Raw genomic sequence first — 16,378 nt, 5'->3', positions numbered from 1 at the left:
TATAAAAACAAAGAACTGAGTTAAAAAACAAGGTTCTCTAAGCTAATTTCGAAACAAAATTTTCCTGGTAAGGCAAACCTGATTTTGCAATTGCAAATGCCTGCTTGAGTAATTTATTACATACAGCGATTAGAGCCAGTTTTTTACTTTTCCCTTTTGCTATAATTCTTTCATAGATCTCCCTGCAGGCTTTGTTGTGTTTACTAGCTGAAAAACTGCACATAAACAAAAGGTTTCTGAGCTTTGTATTGCCTATTTTGGTTATTCGGCTTCGACCCCTCACGCTGCTTCCTGATTGGCGTAGTGTAGGAGTAATTCCGGTGTAGCTACAGAGTTGGCTGGCGTTTTCAAAGTTGGAAAAACCATCAGTCAAAACGATTAACATAATAGCAGTTTTTTTGCCTAAACCCGGAATGCTTTTAAGTAGAGTTAACTGTTTCTGTTGTTCTTCTTTAACGATCTCCAATAGGCGGTCCTCTAGGATCTGGATTTCTTTCTGCACGGCTTTTAGAGAGCGGTTTAAAGAATGATATACTGTTTTAGATGGTTTTCCCAGGGTTTTCTCTCCATGCAGCTTATTCTTGATAGCTGTGCTTTGTTTTAAGTAAGTATCGATCAGGCGCAGGAGCTGTAGGCATTCTGCCTGGTTCTTGTCTCTTGCAGTATATAATGGAACCTCATTTACCGTGGCATATTCACAGATAGCTTTAGCATCAGATTTATCTGTTTTTACCTTAGATAATTTCATTTGAATAAATCTCTTAACTGACAGCGGATTTACAACGGAGACCATTACACCTTGTTCATAAAGGAATTGAGCCAGCCGGTAGTGATAATACCCTGTAGCCTCCATTACAACTAAGGCATCACCAGGAAGTGCTTTCTGAAAAGCTTTGAATCCCTTAGCATCATTCTTGAACTGAGAATGATTTCCTTTAGAGTCCACAACATCAAATACATTCTTACTGATGTCTACTCCATAAATTTGGTTACATTTATTCATAGATACTTGATTTGGAAAGGACGCCTACTTTGCTTTCAACATCTTAAAAACGAGATCAAAGTCTCATAGAACTGAACGAAATTGAAGTAGAAAAGAGAGGGGGTTTTCAATGTTTACGGATTTAATATTCCTATGCTTAACATAACCTTACTCCTCTCTTTTGTTCTTTCTGATTAGTTAGTAAAAGTTAAGAAATCAAACTTAAGATGCTCAAATCTGTCTCGAATCGTAAGTCCGTGCTCGCTTGCAGCGCCTGATTGTCCTGCGGACAATCAAGCTCGCCAACTCGCACTGTTTTTATACGAGACGTTACCAAACATTTAAACAGAAACTATGAAAAAATGGAGAATTCAAATAAAAAATAGTCCTCAAGAAATTTCCAAAAAATTAGAATCTTCACTTGGAAGTGCTGACCGATTTGTTCTCAATATGAAATCAAATAAAGAAGATATTGTGAAATTTAAAATCCACAAACGGATTTTAGTTGCCTTGGATAATAGTTCTCAAAATAGAATTATTGTAAATGGAAAAATATTTAAGACGGATTCTGCAAATGAGACTAATCTAGAAATTTCATTTACTCCGCATCCATTATTAAAGTTGTTATGGTTTGGAACTTTTATTTTGGGGTTAGGTTTCTTAGCTGGAATGTTCATAAAATTAAACAGCAATTCATACGTCATAGTATTTGGAGGAATAATATTAGCAATGGGAATTTTTCTTTGGCTCCATCATAAAAAGGAATTTGGAAAGAACGTTCAAGAATATAAGACAATGATTTCTCGAATATTGGAGATTTGAAAAACCGTTTGCCAACAGCATATAAAAACATTTCTTAATTTAGTCTCGAATCGAAACTCCGTGCTCGCTTGCAACGCCTGATTGTCCTGCGGACAATCAAGCTCGCCAGCTCGCACTGTTTTTATACGAGACGTTAGCTACAAGCGGATTACAAAGTGTGTTAATTTTTATAAAATAACACGTGTAATCGGTATTCTTCTTTATATTTGTATTTATAACTTCTAATATAAAGGTCATGAATACTAAACTCACATTAACGATAGAACAAGAAATCATAAAAAGGGCAAAAGATTACGCTAAAGAAAAAAATCGTAGTCTTTCAGATATCATTGAAAACTATTTAAAGATGCTCACCAAAGAAGAACAAAAACAAAAGGACAGGAAACTGAATCCTATAGTAAAATCTCTAAAAGGATCTTTCAAAATGCCCAAAGACATGGACTACAAAAAAGAACTGAGAAATCGTTTAGAAGAAAAATATAAATAATGGAAAATGTCCTTATTGATACTGATGTTATTTTAGATTTCTTCTTTGACAGAGAACCATTTGCAGAATTTGCAACCGAAATTTTAAACTTATGTGAGGAAAATAAAATAAAAGGATTTACAACTCCAGTAATTATTTGTAACACATATTATTTACTTAGAAAAACTGCCAAACACGATATCGTAATTGAAAGAATAAAACAACTTTTGACAATAGTTGATGTTTTACAAATTGATAAAGAAGTAGTGCTTGATTCATTAAACTCAGACTTCAAAGATTTTGAAGATGCGCTGCAAAATTATTCAGCAGTTAAGAATGGCAAAGTAAATATCATTCTAACCAGAAATATTAAAGATTATAAAAAGAGTGAAATTGCAGTAATGACTCCTGAAACATATTTACGGGGAACCGCCAGTAGCTAACAACGGTTCCTATGAAAAGCAATAATCGGCTTCTCTTCTAAAATTACTATTTAATTCTCTTTATTTCAATAGTATATATTTTTTAACGCGTTGAATTTTTGATGAAGCTCTGCTTCAGTAGAAATTCAACGCGCTAATAACCTGCTCAGCATCATCAGTCTTTGGATACAAAAGAACCAACGGAGGTAATGAGTTCGCTGTATTAAAGGATGAAAATGACGAGGTTTTCATTTGTCTTCATGAATGGGGAGAACATTAACATCCTACAATGAAAACCCTGATACCACCCCGATAATGGCCTGACACTCTATTATAAAACTAACGAACTGGACTCTATATACCTGAATGTGATAAAAATGCACTGTCCAATTGAAAAAGATACTCACATAAATTCAAATTCAACGAAAAGAGATTTTTCACTGCACGACCCGGATGGATGTTTTATTACAATAACTGAATATCACAATTATTAGGGCGGTGCCAAATAGCAACTGAATTAAAAAACCTAATTCATTAGGCTAATTGTGAAGCACATCAACCTCATATCGAAGTCCTGAAACTGCAAAAATCTGTTTTCAGTAGTTTGTCATTTACTGCAATCAAAACAAGCTTTTTCCCCTTTCGACATAATCCGTTCTTTGAGCTCTACGGCTGCACATCTTAATTATTCTGTAAGGGTGCTTTTAATTTCTGCAATAATACGATTATTCTTCAGAACCGGCAGGAAGGAATTCATTAACCTTCAGCCAATATATAAATGCATCGAACCAGCGATTACTGGTACGGTTGGGATTACCGAGACCGAAACCGTGACCACCGTTCTGATATAGATGAAATTCCACAGGCCGGTCTGCTTTGTACCAGGACTCGATTAGATCAAAATTCCCATTGAATAGAAAATCATCGGCGGCAATAACGTTGAACATGGGAGGAGCATTCTCAGGCACATCTACTGCACCCATTCCACCATAAATGGGAGCGATAAAAGCTAAATCCATAGTTTCAGAATTAAGAGTTGAATGCATGGTGAGGCCGGCACCGGCCGAAAATCCCATCATTCCGATATTATTTGTATCAACACCCCATTCTTCAGCCCGGTTTACAATCATAGCGTACGCGGCCTCGGCATCCTCCAGCTGGTTGGAAAGATTAGACCTGGGACGTTGTGGTGGTGTCTCCTGCGCTTCATCCGGAGATCCGGATGGAGGCGTGACAGGTCGATTCATTGAGGCCCTGAAATCATCGAGTGACTCCGGAGTTGGATGAAGCCGGTACTTTAATACAAAAGCAGCAATTCCCTGCTTCGCAAGTGCCTCTGCAACTTCCCAGTCTTCATTGCCCATCGAAAGCCATCTAAAACCTCCCCCGGGGGCTACAATCACGGCCGTACCGTTCGCTTTTCCGGGATCTGGCAGGAATGGAGTGAGCGTTGCAGTAGAGATATTCCGTGCCATGGGATCACCCCACTGGCGGAACCATGTTTCGGTGGAAGGTTGATTCTCAACGCCACCCGTTTCCAGTGGAATAGCTTCTGGCTCTGCAGGAGCTTCGAGTGCGTAGATTGTTCCATCCTGCGCCATTCCCGATACAGTTAAGGCAAATAAAAATATGTAAACAGCGCTTTTAGTAATAGCATTTAATCGAAATGACATAAGAAATGTATTATGTTAATAATTTAAAAATACATATTGTTTTTGGATTTTGTAAGTTTTACCTGCTCAAAGTACGGCAGGTTTATGAGCATTTAGATCATAATTTATAGTCCGTGGACAGTTGTCGCTCTCCAATTATAGCATTAGCTTATCACTAGGTTGAACAAATCAGCTTTAGGGTAGTCAATAATCAACCAATTTTGTAACTAAATAGTAAGTTACTATACAAATAATTGAAGAAAATAAAAATCAATGAAAAATAACATCGGGTTAATAGTAGCTGCAATCGGTCTTTTATTCACAATTTGCGCACCCACTCTTTTTGATACTGATTTAATACTTAAATATGGTACTCTGGGGTTGGGAGTTGGAATCACAGTTTTTGGAACTTATAAAGCAAATAAGGAAAGGAAGTTTGGCCGCACGAAGTCGTAATCTTAACTGCAAACAATAAATTGTTTCCGAAATTAGAAGCATGGTTAAAATATATAAGATCCGAAAAACGGAATCAAAAAATTAGCCATGAACCCACAATTGTGCTTATTTATCTAAAATTATATTACATCAAAAATCAGAAAACTGTATTCAGATCGCTAACCTCTTAAACTTTACCTGCCATGAAAAAAATCTTATTTCTCATTACCCTAACCCTGGTTTTAGGTTGTTCTACAGATGATAAAGACTGTTGTACAATTATAGATACAGGAGTTTCAATAAAATATATTAATGAAGATGGTCAAAATCTCTTAGGACCAGTTGGAAGGTACACCGAAGCCGATATTACGATCTATCACAAAATTAATAATGAATGGATCAGGTACTACAAAGGAAATTTAGATAACCCAAAAGGTATTACTACAGTTGAAAGACAGGACGAAACTTATTTGGTGATTTTCCCCAGTACAACTATAGTTGCAAATAATTATTCAGAAACAAAAATTGAATTTTCGGAATCTGATTTTGATATCCTCAAAACGGAGATTGACAAAAACAATTCTAATCAAATTATAACCAGGGTATGGTATAATAATGAATTGAAATGGGAAGGACTCCAGACCGAAAGAATATTTGAAATCGTTAAATAAAACTACTAATAATTTAACCAATCTCAATAGACATAACCCGACAGTCAATTTAAGGAGAATGATATGGAAATGACAGGGGCTGTAGGAAGATTCCCTACCATAAAAGAAGCTGATCCTTCTATGCTTAAAAGATAAAGGCGTACCCTGTATTTCCTTCAGAAATCACTACTTTTGGATCAAATTCCTATTGGTGAAGAACATTTATTTCTATTGTCTTTTTGCAGCCCTTTTTCTAGGAGGCTCCATTAGTTATGGCCAGGAGGATAGGAAAATTCGTTATGAAAGTGAACGCACTCTTAAAGACGAGCAAAGGTATCCCGGCGCTTTTATTCTGAGCAAGGTCAACGAGCAGGTACATTTTATCCACCAGGGTATTGAAGTTTGGGCAGACCAGGCCATTCATTATGCCGAAGAGAATTTCTTTAAAGCCTACGGAAATGTGCGTATGGAGCAGGGTGATACTATTACCATGACCAGCCAGTATGCTGAATACAACGGAAATACCCGTTTTGCTTTTGCGAGCGGAAATGTTTTTATGCGAAATCCACAGACCAGCCTGCAAACCGATACCCTTTTCTTTGATAGGGAAAAACAACAAGCTTACTACCGCAGCGGCGGTACGATTCGCGATACGGCAAGTGTGCTTCAAAGCCGAATTGGCAGGTACTATCTTGAGGATGAAAAATACACCTTCGCATCGGAAGTCGTGATTACCAATCCCGATTATGTCCTGACCTCTGATCATCTTGATTTTTATTCTGAATCCGGAGACGCTTATTTCTACGGACCAACGACGATCGAGAGTGACCAGTCTACTATTTATGCTGAAAGAGGTTATTATGACACCCGTGGAGACACAGGTTATTTCGTTAAAAACTCAAGAATAGATTACGAAAACCGCCTTTTAGAAGGAGACAGCCTTTATTTTAACCGGAATACGAATTTTGCTTCGGCCACAAATAATATAGTAGTTACAGACACAATTAATGAAAGTATCATCCGTGGCCATTATGCCGAAGTTTTTCGCGACAGGGATTCGGTGTTCATAACTAAACGTGCATTAGCGGTAAGCATGCAGGAACAGGATTCCATTTACCTACATGCAGATACTTTAATGGTAACAGGAAAACCGGATGACAGGGTCATTCGCGGTTTTTATGATGTTCGAATGTTCAAGAGCAACATGAGCGGCAAGAGTGATTCCATTCATGTTCGGGAAAGGACGGGACTAACCCAGATGCTGGGCCGACCGGTGATTTGGTCTGAGAACAACCAGCTAACAGGAGATACTATTCATTTGATGACCAATGTAGAGACTGAAAAGATGGACTCACTAAAGGTCTATGATAATGCTTTTATGATACAGCGGGATAGTCTTGGTGGCTACAATCAATTGAAGGGATTACAGATGTACGGGAAGATTGAGGACAATAAACTGAAGCAGGTAGACCTGGTCAAAAACACTGAAACGCTCTATTTTATGAGAAATGATCCCGGAGATCTAATTGGAATTAATAAAACACTTTCCAGCTCTATAATAGTATTTTTTGAAGACGGTAAAATAGAGATGGTGGATTACATAAATAATGTAGATGGAATTCTCTACCCGGAAAGTGACCTGCCTGAAGAGGATCGCACTTTAAAGGGTTTTAACTGGCGCGGCGAAGAACGTCCCAATTCTGTTGAGGATCTCTTCGCTGATGATCCCGATTATGTGCCGGTGAGGATTGAGGGAATTCCGCTGCCGGAAGAAGAAGAAAGTTTTTTCGATAATGGAACCCGAACAGGGCCACTCCTTAATGAAAAAAGTCGTTTACAAGAAGAAGATCTTCAGGAAACGCCTTCAGATACTATTCCCGGTGCCCGTGAAGGAGCTGCCCAACCCGAACCACTCTTACGACAGGAAGAACTGGACAGCCTTCCGGCACAGGATAGCAAACAGCCAATCCAGAAACAACAGCAGGATACCATCTCCCCTGCCGTCGCTATCCAACCCAAAAAGGATTAAAAATTGAAACAGGATTTTTTAAAATATCAGGCGCAAACATCGCCTTTACCGCTGGCGTTGGAAATTTCCTATGCGATTGGTTCCTACATCTATGATTCAGAAAATAAAAAATACCTGGATTTTGTTGCCGGGGTTTCCGCCTGTACACTTGGTCATTGCCACCCAAGGGTGGTAAAGGCTGTAAAGCAGCAGGCAGAAAAGTACCTTCATGTCATGGTATATGGTGAATACGCACAGGGACCTGCGGTAGAACTTTGTAAGTTACTGGCCGCTAATTTGCCTGTCCCGCTGGAGAAAACTTATCTCACCAATTCGGGAACCGAAGCAATAGAAGGGGCTTTAAAACTCGCCCGTCGCTACACAGGTAGAACGGGAATTATTGCTGCAAAAAATGCATATCACGGGAACACCATGGGGTCTTTAAGTTTAATGACCTTCGAGGAGAGGCAAAAGCCTTTTCGTCCTCTTATTGGAGACGTGTCCTGGATAGAATTCAACCTTGATGCAGACCTTGAGAAAATAAATAAAAATACTGCAGGTGTCATTTTGGAGAGCATTCAGGGTGGTGCGGGATTTATTCAGCCGCAAAATGATTACCTCAAAAAGGTAAAAGCAAGATGTGAAGAAGTTGGAGCGTTGCTTATCCTTGACGAAATTCAGCCGGGTTTTGGCCGTACTGGTAAGCTGTTTGGATTTGAAAATTATGATATGGTGCCGGATATTGTTGTGATGGGAAAAGGCATGGGTGGCGGTATGCCAGTAGGGGCATTTACCTCTTCTTCAGAAATTATGGATACCCTGAGTATCAATCCTAAAATGGGGCATATAACCACTTTTGGAGGAAATCCGGTGATTGCGGCAGCGGCGTTGGCTACCCTTCAGGAGCTGATAGAAGGAGATCTAATGGAACAAACCCTTCAAAAAGAGCAATTATTCAGGAATTTATTGGTGCATCCTTTAATCTCTGAAGTCCGCGGAAGGGGATTGATGCTTGCCCTCATGCTAGAATCAGAAGAAATTGTTAATGAATTGATAATTCGGGCACAGGATAACGGTCTCATTTTATTCTGGTTATTATTTGAAGGAAAGGCGGTGAGAATAACACCCTCACTAACAATATCAAGGGATGAGATCAAAGAAGGATGCGGCATAATTATTGACATATTAGATAATCTAAAGCAGTGAAGCCATAGTGTTAATTACTTTGTTAACAACATATTCGTATATTACCACGGCCGCTGTAGAACATTTATAACTTTAATACTGTAGAAATCAGTAAAAACTGCTTATGTTATTAAGCCATAACGAAGAAAACAATTTCTCCCTTACTCGTTTTGAATCGATGCTGAAAACGAATGATGTATTATTTTTTGACTCTGATGAGTTTGAAAATATTATTCATTTTTATTTAGAGAATGGAAAAATTGCCCTTGCCAAAAAAGCTGTCAGACTTGGACTTTCACAACACCCTACCTCGGTAAACCTGAGGTTGCTTCGGGTGGAGATCCTTGTATTTGAGGACAAGCTGGACCAGGCCGAAGGAATACTGAACGAAATCTATGACCTTGAAACCTCTAATGAGGAAGTCTACATTCAAAAGGCCAATATACTTTCAAAGAAAGATCAACACCAGGAAGCCATACAAATGCTTGAGGTTGCTTTGGAGATTACCTGCGATGAAGCTGATGTTTATTCCCTGCTGGGAATGGAATACCTGTTCCTTGAGGATTTTGAAAATGCAAAACTTAACTTTATGAAGTGTCTGGAAGCCGATGAAGAAGATTATTCGGCTCTGTACAACATCATGTATTGTTTTGATTTTCTTGAACAGAAGCAGGGAGCGATAGATTACCTGAACACTTTTCTTGACAGGAATCCATATTCAGAAGTAGGCTGGCACCAGTTGGGGAAACAGTATTTTGATCTTAAAAATTATACTAAAGCTCTTTCAGCTTTTGATTTTGCTATTATTAGTGACGATACTTTTATAGGAGCTTACCTTGAAAAAGGAAAGGTGCTGGAAAAACTTGGAAGGTTCAACGAAGCCATTGAGAACTACACCATTACCATGGACCTTGATGACCCAACCTCCTTTGCTTACTTAAGAATTGGAAAATGCTATGAAAAGCTGGGGCTGGATGAGCTGGCGTTAAAGAATTACCGCCAAACCGTACATGAAGATCCTTTGCTGGACAAGGGCTGGATAGCGATCACTGATTTCTTTTATAAAAAAGGCAACCACAAAAAAGCACTTTATTACATCAATAAAGCCATTAATATAGATAGTGAAAACGTGCTGTACTGGAAAAGGTACGCCCGCATCAACAATAAATTACAGCAACTTGAGGAGGCCGAGAGAGGTTACCGTCGTACTCTTGAGCTGGGAAATTATGAGTTGGAAACATGGGTAAAGAGATGCGATATTCTTATCAACCTGGGAGAATTTGAGGCAGCAGTTCAAAATCTCTTACAGGCCATTGAATTCTATCCTGAGACAGCAGAGATCGAATACAGGCTCGCCGGACTTTACTTCGTGCTTCACGAACCGGAAAAAGGAAATAATCACCTGAACAATGCCCTTAAGATGGATTCTGAATATTACATCATCATTGAGGAGCTTTTCCCATCAATTTTTGCCAGGAAATCTGTCAAAGAGAAAATAAAAATGCACCTGAAATCTTGCAGTTAATTCTTTTAACTTTGCGCACTTCAAATAAAGCCAATGCGACGAAGTTTTAAAGATTATCTTATTATCACAGCAAAAGGAATGGCTATGGGAGCTGCAGATGTAGTTCCCGGTGTTTCCGGAGGTACAATTGCATTTATTTCAGGTATATACGAGGAGCTTATCAACACCATTAGTGGTGTGAAAGTAGGCCTCCTCTACACATGGAAGAATGTAGGATTTAAAGCAATGTGGAAGGAGCTTAACGGCAATTTCATTGTAGCTCTATTGGCCGGTATTCTCTTTAGCATCTTTACGGTGATGCGCATTACAAATTATTTGCTGGAAAATCACCCGATCTTAATCTGGTCTTTCTTTTTTGGACTGGTACTTGCGAGTGTGTACTATGTCGCCAAACAGATTCCAAAATGGACTTTTAATGTTTTTTTATTCTTAATCATCGGTGCAGGGTTTGCTCTTTATGTTACTTCTCTGCCTCCTATAACTGCGGCTGCAAGCGATCTCTATTTGTTTTTTGCAGGGGCGATTGCAATTTGTGCAATGATACTCCCGGGGATTTCGGGAGCCTTTATCCTGGTTTTGTTGGGCGCTTATAAAACCGTAAGTGAAGCGGCCCACGATTTTGACTTTAAGATCCTTGGAATTGTGGGTTTAGGCGCAGTTTTCGGATTGCTGTCGTTCTCACGCCTGCTTAAATGGCTTTTTATCAATTACAGCACCCTCACTCTGGCCGTTTTGACAGGTTTTATTGCCGGATCACTGAATAAAATATGGCCCTGGAAGCGCCAACTGGAAACCCTGGAATTAGGTGATAAGGTAATTACTATTAGGGATGAATCTGTAATGCCTTGGAATTTTCATGCAGAACCCCATACGCTACAGGCCTTCGTACTTATGCTTGCAGGATTTGCCCTTATTCTTATCTTAGAGGGTCTCGCAGAAATAAAGCCGGTGCAGGAAAATGCAGGAAACCCGAACGTATAGCGATAAAATATTTCTGGTCCTAAAAGGCATTTTAATGGGTGCCGCCAATAAGGTTCCCGGGGTGTCCGGCGGAATGGTTGCTTTTGTTGCCGGGTTTTACGAAGAATTTATCTTTTCCCTCCGACGGATTAACTACAACTCACTCAAATTATTGGTCAACGGCAGGTTCCGCAGTCTGTGGTACTACACCAACGCCCGTTTTCTTTCCCTGCTTACCTTGGGAATGGTCATAAGTTATTTTTCAGTATCCCTGCTGCTAGATTATCTTATAAGTCATTATGAACTTTATGTCTGGGCCTCTTTTTTTGGAATGATCCTGGGTTCCATTTATTATATAAGCAAAGATTTTGAGGAATGGAACCGCAGAAACATTGGATTTATGCTGCTGGGAATTATTGCGGGAGTAAGCATCAGTTTTCTTGAGCCTGCAGCGCAAAATGACAATCTTTGGTTTGTATTTTTTTGCGGGATAGTTGGAGTTAGCGGGATGACCTTACCGGGACTTTCAGGTTCTTTTATTCTCATCCTGCTGGGGAATTATGTACTGCTTCTGGTGGATTCAGTAAACGCCCTTTATCTCACTCTTGCTGAACTTTTTCAATTGGATTTTTCTTTTCTTGATGATGAAGACAGGATGCGCCTGCTTCAAGTTTTATTTGTATTTACTGCCGGATCGATAGCCGGACTGGTATCATTATCACATATACTTGGATACCTGCTGAAGCACTATAAAAATGCCACATTTGCCGTGATCATTGGCTTTATTACCGGCTCCCTTGGAGTGGTATGGCCCTGGAAAGAAGCCGAATTCCGAAGAGATACAGAAGGTGTCTTTTTACTTGACCAAAAAGGAAATAAGATCATTGATAATTATGACAGGTATGTGCCACAACTCCATGAATTTAGTACCTGGATAGCTATTTTTTTCATTGTGGTGGGGGCTCTGCTGGTCCTTTGGCTAGCATTAGCCGAACTAAAAAATAAAAAATCCTATGCATAAATTTGGACTGGTAGGACGAAATATTTCCTACTCCTTTTCACGGAAGTACTTTTCAGAGAAATTCCGCCGGGAAGGTATAGCCGCAACCTATGAGAACTTCGACCTGCAGGATATAAAAGAATTTTCTAACATTATTGTCCAAAATCCTGAACTCAAAGGTTTAAATGTCACTATTCCATACAAGGAGTCAATTATGCCCTTTTTGGATACCCTTGACCCTGTAGCAAAAGAAATAGGAGCGGTAAATACCATAAAAGTTGCTGAAGACGGTAAATTAACGGGTTATAATACAGATTACTTCGGTTTTGCTGAAGCTCTAAAACCTCACCTGAAGCCGCATCATCGACATGCTCTTATCCTTGGCACTGGAGGGGCTTCCAAAGCTATTAATTATGCGCTAAATTCCTTAAATATAAGTACTATCTTCGTCTCCCGCTCCCCTTCCAAAAATGCCATTTCATACGAAGAACTTTCTAGAGAAATTTTAGAGAAAAATTCCGTGATCGTCAATACCACGCCACTGGGCACTTACCCAAAGACAGGAGAATTTCCGGCGCTCCCGGTAGAGCATTTAAGTTCCAGGCACCTGCTTTTTGATCTTATTTACAATCCGCCAAAAACTACTTTAATGCAGATGGCCGAAACCCGGGGAGTAACCATCCTGAATGGACAGAAAATGCTCGAATTTCAGGCTTTAAAGGCCTGGGAAATATGGAACCTGGGTTAAGGGCTGCACCTCAATTTACCACTCATAAATAGCCGTAATCCCTTGTTAGGTCTCCGGGGAGTTATTATCTTTCACAATTATTACTGAATAGTGAACCCTAACATTGAAAGATATGTCTGAGAAAGATAAAATGTCCAACCAGGAGCAGCCGGAAAAGGAGAATAATAGTCTGAATTCCCAAGCTGAAAATCCTGGTAATAAGACAGAAGAAACAGCTGAAAATACTTCCAAAGAGAAGGAAGAAAAAGATCATATTGCCGATGCTATGGTAGATGAAGGAAAATCCACCGAAGACAGGAGAAATGTCGAAGCCGGCACCTCTCCAGAAGCGGCTTTTGATAATGACGATGAGGAGGAAGAAAAACCAGCTTCTCAGAAAAAAGAAATTCCGGCTTCAACTTCAAAAAAAGAAACTTCTGAAGTGAAATCTTCAGAAGAAAAAGAAGAAAAAGATTCCATTGAAGATGCCATGGTAGATGAAGCCCAGGCAACAGAAGATAAAAAATCTGCAGAACCCGCTACATCTCCCGAAGCTGCTTTGGAAACTGACGAGGAAGATGAAGAAAAGGCAGCTGCTAAGCAACAGGAAACTGAGCAAACAGCTTCAGAAGTGAACAATTCCGAAGAGAAAACTTCAAACGAAAAAACTAAAGCAAAAAATCCCTTTTTTGACTCCCAAAGCCCTGGAACATCAGACGAAGAGGTAGAGGAAAACTCTTCCGAAGTTGAAGGTGATGAAGAAGAAGATCCTGCGCCAAAGAAATCCCGGGATGCACAGAGTGAAATGGAAGAGACCGTAGCCGAGGAAAGTGAAGACGAAACCACAGGAGAACGTCACGGCATTGAAAAGAAGGATTACCATTCCATGAGTAAGGAAGCCCTGGCCGATGAGATGGAAAAACTTCTTAAAAATGAAAAGGTACAGGCAATTAAAGAGCACGTGGAAGAAATACGTGCAGAATTTCATGCCAAGCTGGACGAAGAAATAGAGGAGAAAAAAGAAGAGTTCCTGGCCGATGGCGGAAATATCATTGACTTCCACTACTCTACCCCTTTAAAAAAGCGGTTTAACTCCCTGTATTTTGATTACAAGGAAAAAAGAAATAAATATTACCAGCAACTTAAGCAGGACCTTAACAAGAACCTGGACAAAAGGCTGGAAATAATTGAAGAGCTAAAAGGTCTAATAGACGTTGAGGAGAACATCAACACTACCTATAAGCACTTCAAGGATTTGCAGGACCGCTGGAAAACTGCCGGTCCAATTCCACGTGATAAATACAATACCGTTTGGAACACATATCACCATCATGTCGAGAATTTCTATGATTTCCTACACCTCAACAGGGAATTCCGGGATCTTGATTTCAAGCACAACCTAGAGCAGAAGCTAAAAATTATTACGCGTGCAGAAGAACTTACGCAGGAAACCGATACAAATCGTGCTTTTCGAGAGCTACAAATGCTGCACAAGATGTGGAAGGAAGATCTTGGACCGGTAGAAAAAGAATACAGAGACGATATCTGGGAAAAATTCAGCAATGCTACTAAGTTGATCCACGACAAAAGGCAGGAATATTTTGCCCAAATGGAAAAGAATTTCGAGAAAAACCTTGAGAAAAAGCAGGAGATCATTGAGCAGATAAAGGAAATTGCTTCAGGTAATTACAATTCTCACAAACAGTGGCAACAAAAGATCACCGAAGTGGAAGCTTTAAGGGAAGCATTTTTTAATGCCGGAAAGGTGCCGCGTCAGGTGAACGACGAGACCTGGAAGAAATTTAAGGAAGCTGTTCGAAGCTTTAACCGAAACAAAAACAGTTTCTACAAAAACCAGAAAAAGGAACAATACGAGAACCTGGAGAAAAAACAGGAGCTGGTAAGGATCGCTGAAGAGCACAAGGATAGTGAGGATTTTAAGGTCACTACGCCACTCATGAAAAAGATCCAGACCGACTGGAAGAATATTGGCCATGTTCCCCGCAAAGACAGCGACAAGATCTGGAAAAAGTTCAAGGCTGCTTGTAATCACTATTTTGACAAACTTCACGCCTCAAGAAATGAGGAAAATAAAGAAGAAGGTGAAGCTTTTGAACAGAAAAAAGAACTTCTTGAAAAGCTGAAAAATACAGAGTTTTCCGGGGATCGCAAACAGGATTTGCCTACTATCAAAAATTTCATTGAGGAATGGAAGAAGCTGGGGCGTGTACCGCATAGTAAGCGTTATATAGAAGGCAAATTCAACAAAGCACTTGACCAGGCTTTCGATAAGCTCGACCTAGACAAAAAACAGAGCGAAATGCTTAAGTATGAGAATAAAGTACAGGCACTTGAGAATTCTGACGACTCCAAAAAACTGAATAATGAGCATTATTTCCTTACCAAGAAGATCGAGGAAACGAAGGCAGAAATAAGACAGCTGGAAAACAACCTTCAGTTCTTTTCGAATGTTGACGATAAGAATCCGCTGGTACAGGATGTTCACAAGAACATTCAAAACCAGAAGGATCAATTAAAGATTTGGAAAGAAAAACTGGAGAAAGTAAAATCCCTTTACGATCAATAAGATCTAGGGAAAAAGCTTGAAATTAAACCACCTCTCAAAATGTCATTTTTAAGAGGTGTTTTTTTTAACTCAGAAATAAGTCTTTTTACAACCTAAATTCTCATATTCCAACCCGGAAGTCTTGGCTCTTGGTTCTAAAAACGCAGCGATTCTTGCTCTTATTAAAATAATGCGCTAATCGAATTATATTCTTTTAGCCTCCTCCCAAAACACATCCATTTCTGCCAGAGTCATATCCTTCAGGCTTTTGTTTTGTTCTTTGGCCTTATTTTCCAGGTACTGGAATCGTTTAATAAACTTTTTATTTGTTCGTTCCAGGGCATCTTCGGGATTAACTTTAAGGAATCGGGCGTAATTGATCATACTGAACATCACATCTCCAAACTCCTCCTCAATCTTTTGCTGATCACGGTTTTCTACTTCGTGTTGAAGTTCTTCCAACTCTTCCTGCAGTTTTTCGAATACCTGTTGTGGTTCCTCCCAGTCAAATCCTACTCCGGCTACTTTATCCTGAATGCGGCTGGCTTTAACGAGAGCTGGCAAAGAGGCAGGAACGCCTTCCAAAACGCTCTTTTTACCTTCTTTTAATTTGAGCTGTTCCCAATTCCGCTTCACGTCTTCTTCATCATTCACTTTGGTGTCGCTGTAGATGTGCGGATGACGACTGATCAATTTTTCAGAAATACTATTTGCGACATCGGCGATGTCAAAGTCATTTGTTTCGCTTCCTATTTTGGAATAAAACACAATGTGCAGCAATAGATCTCCCAGCTCCTTCTTCACCTCCTGCAGGTCATTGTCCAAAATAGCATCTCCCAATTCGTAAGTTTCTTCGATGGTTAGATGTCGCAGACTTTGCAAAGTTTGTTTCCGGTCCCAGGGACATTGCTCCCGCAATTCGTCCATGATTGTGAGTAGCCTGTCAAATGCTTTAAGCTGTTGTTCCCGTGAATTCAT

General features: G+C 39.6%; 15 protein-coding genes. 12 read left to right on the top strand and 3 right to left on the bottom strand.

The annotated features are described in order from the left end of the window. Positions 1-37 precede the first annotated feature (37 nt). A complete protein-coding gene (locus H148_RS0112190) occupies positions 38-1,003 on the bottom strand; it encodes an IS110 family RNA-guided transposase (RefSeq protein WP_029034523.1) in 966 nt (321 codons plus the stop codon). A 333-nt stretch (positions 1,004-1,336) separates the two neighbouring features. Here H148_RS0112190 and H148_RS0112185 point away from each other — a divergent pair, with 333 nt between their 5' ends. The 3 genes from H148_RS0112185 (at position 1,337) to H148_RS0112175 (ending at position 2,713) form a co-directional block, all read left to right on the top strand. Further along, positions 1,337-1,804 (top strand): hypothetical protein, encoded by a 468-nt coding sequence (locus H148_RS0112185; RefSeq protein ID WP_029035056.1) that lies wholly within the window; start codon positions 1,337-1,339, stop codon positions 1,802-1,804. A gap of 235 nt (positions 1,805-2,039) precedes the next feature. Then, on the top strand, positions 2,040-2,291 hold the full coding sequence (locus tag H148_RS0112180) for a DUF6364 family protein (RefSeq protein WP_029035055.1): 252 nt from the start codon (positions 2,040-2,042) through the stop codon (positions 2,289-2,291). Then, positions 2,291-2,713, top strand: coding sequence for a type II toxin-antitoxin system VapC family toxin (locus H148_RS0112175; RefSeq protein ID WP_029035054.1), 423 nt, complete (start codon positions 2,291-2,293; stop codon positions 2,711-2,713). The genes H148_RS0112180 and H148_RS0112175 overlap by 1 nt, the downstream gene beginning before the upstream one ends. Before the next feature lie 704 nt (positions 2,714-3,417). On the opposite strand, the gene H148_RS0112170 is transcribed toward H148_RS0112175, so the two are convergent. Further along, on the bottom strand, positions 3,418-4,365 hold the full coding sequence (locus H148_RS0112170; RefSeq protein WP_029035053.1) for an alpha/beta hydrolase: 948 nt from the start codon (positions 4,363-4,365) through the stop codon (positions 3,418-3,420). Between the two features lie 252 nt (positions 4,366-4,617). Between H148_RS0112170 and H148_RS0112165 the strand changes: the two genes are divergently transcribed. The 9 genes from H148_RS0112165 (at position 4,618) to H148_RS17815 (ending at position 15,421) form a co-directional block, all read left to right on the top strand. Further along, the gene (locus tag H148_RS0112165; protein ID WP_029035052.1) at positions 4,618-4,800 is read left to right on the top strand and encodes a hypothetical protein; all 183 of its coding nucleotides are present in this window, start codon (positions 4,618-4,620) and stop codon (positions 4,798-4,800) included. Between the two features lie 182 nt (positions 4,801-4,982). After that, positions 4,983-5,450, top strand: a complete 468-nt coding sequence (locus tag H148_RS0112160; protein ID WP_029035051.1) for a membrane lipoprotein lipid attachment site-containing protein — start codon at positions 4,983-4,985, stop codon at positions 5,448-5,450. A 199-nt stretch (positions 5,451-5,649) separates the two neighbouring features. Beyond that, complete coding sequence (locus tag H148_RS17820) at positions 5,650-7,458, top strand: OstA-like protein (protein WP_051286426.1); 1,809 nt, start codon at positions 5,650-5,652, stop codon at positions 7,456-7,458. Between the two features lie 3 nt (positions 7,459-7,461). Continuing rightward, complete coding sequence (locus H148_RS0112150) at positions 7,462-8,643, top strand: aspartate aminotransferase family protein (protein ID WP_029035050.1); 1,182 nt, start codon at positions 7,462-7,464, stop codon at positions 8,641-8,643. 103 nt (positions 8,644-8,746) lie between these two features. Next, positions 8,747-10,147 carry a tetratricopeptide repeat protein gene (locus tag H148_RS0112145; protein ID WP_029035049.1) on the top strand — a complete coding sequence of 467 codons (1,401 nt, stop codon included), beginning with the start codon at positions 8,747-8,749 and terminating at the stop codon, positions 10,145-10,147. A 33-nt stretch (positions 10,148-10,180) separates the two neighbouring features. Further along, positions 10,181-11,128, top strand: a complete 948-nt coding sequence (locus tag H148_RS0112140; protein ID WP_029035048.1) for a DUF368 domain-containing protein — start codon at positions 10,181-10,183, stop codon at positions 11,126-11,128. Then, on the top strand, positions 11,106-12,128 hold the full coding sequence (locus H148_RS0112135) for a DUF368 domain-containing protein (protein WP_037325193.1): 1,023 nt from the start codon (positions 11,106-11,108) through the stop codon (positions 12,126-12,128). Before H148_RS0112140 ends, H148_RS0112135 begins: the two co-directional genes overlap by 23 nt. Beyond that, entirely contained in the window at positions 12,121-12,855 is a 735-nt protein-coding gene (locus H148_RS0112130) for a shikimate dehydrogenase family protein (protein ID WP_029035046.1), read from the top strand. The genes H148_RS0112135 and H148_RS0112130 overlap by 8 nt, the downstream gene beginning before the upstream one ends. Before the next feature lie 112 nt (positions 12,856-12,967). After that, entirely contained in the window at positions 12,968-15,421 is a 2,454-nt protein-coding gene (locus H148_RS17815; protein WP_342663252.1) for a DUF349 domain-containing protein, read from the top strand. Positions 15,422-15,604: 183 nt separating this feature from the next. Here H148_RS17815 and mazG read toward each other — a convergent pair whose 3' ends face one another. Then, on the bottom strand, positions 15,605-16,378 hold the full coding sequence (gene mazG / locus H148_RS0112120; RefSeq protein WP_029035045.1) for a nucleoside triphosphate pyrophosphohydrolase: 774 nt from the start codon (positions 16,376-16,378) through the stop codon (positions 15,605-15,607).

It is taken from the genome of Salinimicrobium terrae DSM 17865, assembly GCF_000424665.1.
Lineage (GTDB): Bacteria > Bacteroidota > Bacteroidia > Flavobacteriales > Flavobacteriaceae > Salinimicrobium > Salinimicrobium terrae.
Note: the sequence above shows the minus strand (reverse complement) of the source record. Positions and strands in the feature narration are given on the sequence as shown.

Bases quoted from the DNA above. Each gene is read 5' to 3' on its own strand.
- H148_RS0112190 (WP_029034523.1), bottom strand. From the start codon at position 1,003: ATGAATAAATGTAACCAAATTTATGGAGTAGACATCAGTAAGAATGTA.
- H148_RS0112185 (WP_029035056.1), top strand. From the start codon at position 1,337: ATGAAAAAATGGAGAATTCAAATAAAAAATAGTCCTCAAGAAATTTCC.
- H148_RS0112180 (WP_029035055.1), top strand. From the start codon at position 2,040: ATGAATACTAAACTCACATTAACGATAGAACAAGAAATCATAAAAAGG.
- H148_RS0112175 (WP_029035054.1), top strand. From the start codon at position 2,291: ATGGAAAATGTCCTTATTGATACTGATGTTATTTTAGATTTCTTCTTT.
- H148_RS0112170 (WP_029035053.1), bottom strand. From the start codon at position 4,365: ATGTCATTTCGATTAAATGCTATTACTAAAAGCGCTGTTTACATATTT.
- H148_RS0112165 (WP_029035052.1), top strand. From the start codon at position 4,618: ATGAAAAATAACATCGGGTTAATAGTAGCTGCAATCGGTCTTTTATTC.
- H148_RS0112160 (WP_029035051.1), top strand. From the start codon at position 4,983: ATGAAAAAAATCTTATTTCTCATTACCCTAACCCTGGTTTTAGGTTGT.
- H148_RS0112145 (WP_029035049.1), top strand. From the start codon at position 8,747: ATGTTATTAAGCCATAACGAAGAAAACAATTTCTCCCTTACTCGTTTT.
- H148_RS0112140 (WP_029035048.1), top strand. From the start codon at position 10,181: ATGCGACGAAGTTTTAAAGATTATCTTATTATCACAGCAAAAGGAATG.
- H148_RS0112135 (WP_037325193.1), top strand. From the start codon at position 11,106: ATGCAGGAAACCCGAACGTATAGCGATAAAATATTTCTGGTCCTAAAA.
- H148_RS0112130 (WP_029035046.1), top strand. From the start codon at position 12,121: ATGCATAAATTTGGACTGGTAGGACGAAATATTTCCTACTCCTTTTCA.
- H148_RS17815 (WP_342663252.1), top strand. From the start codon at position 12,968: ATGTCTGAGAAAGATAAAATGTCCAACCAGGAGCAGCCGGAAAAGGAG.
- mazG (WP_029035045.1), bottom strand. From the start codon at position 16,378: ATGAATTCACGGGAACAACAGCTTAAAGCATTTGACAGGCTACTCACA.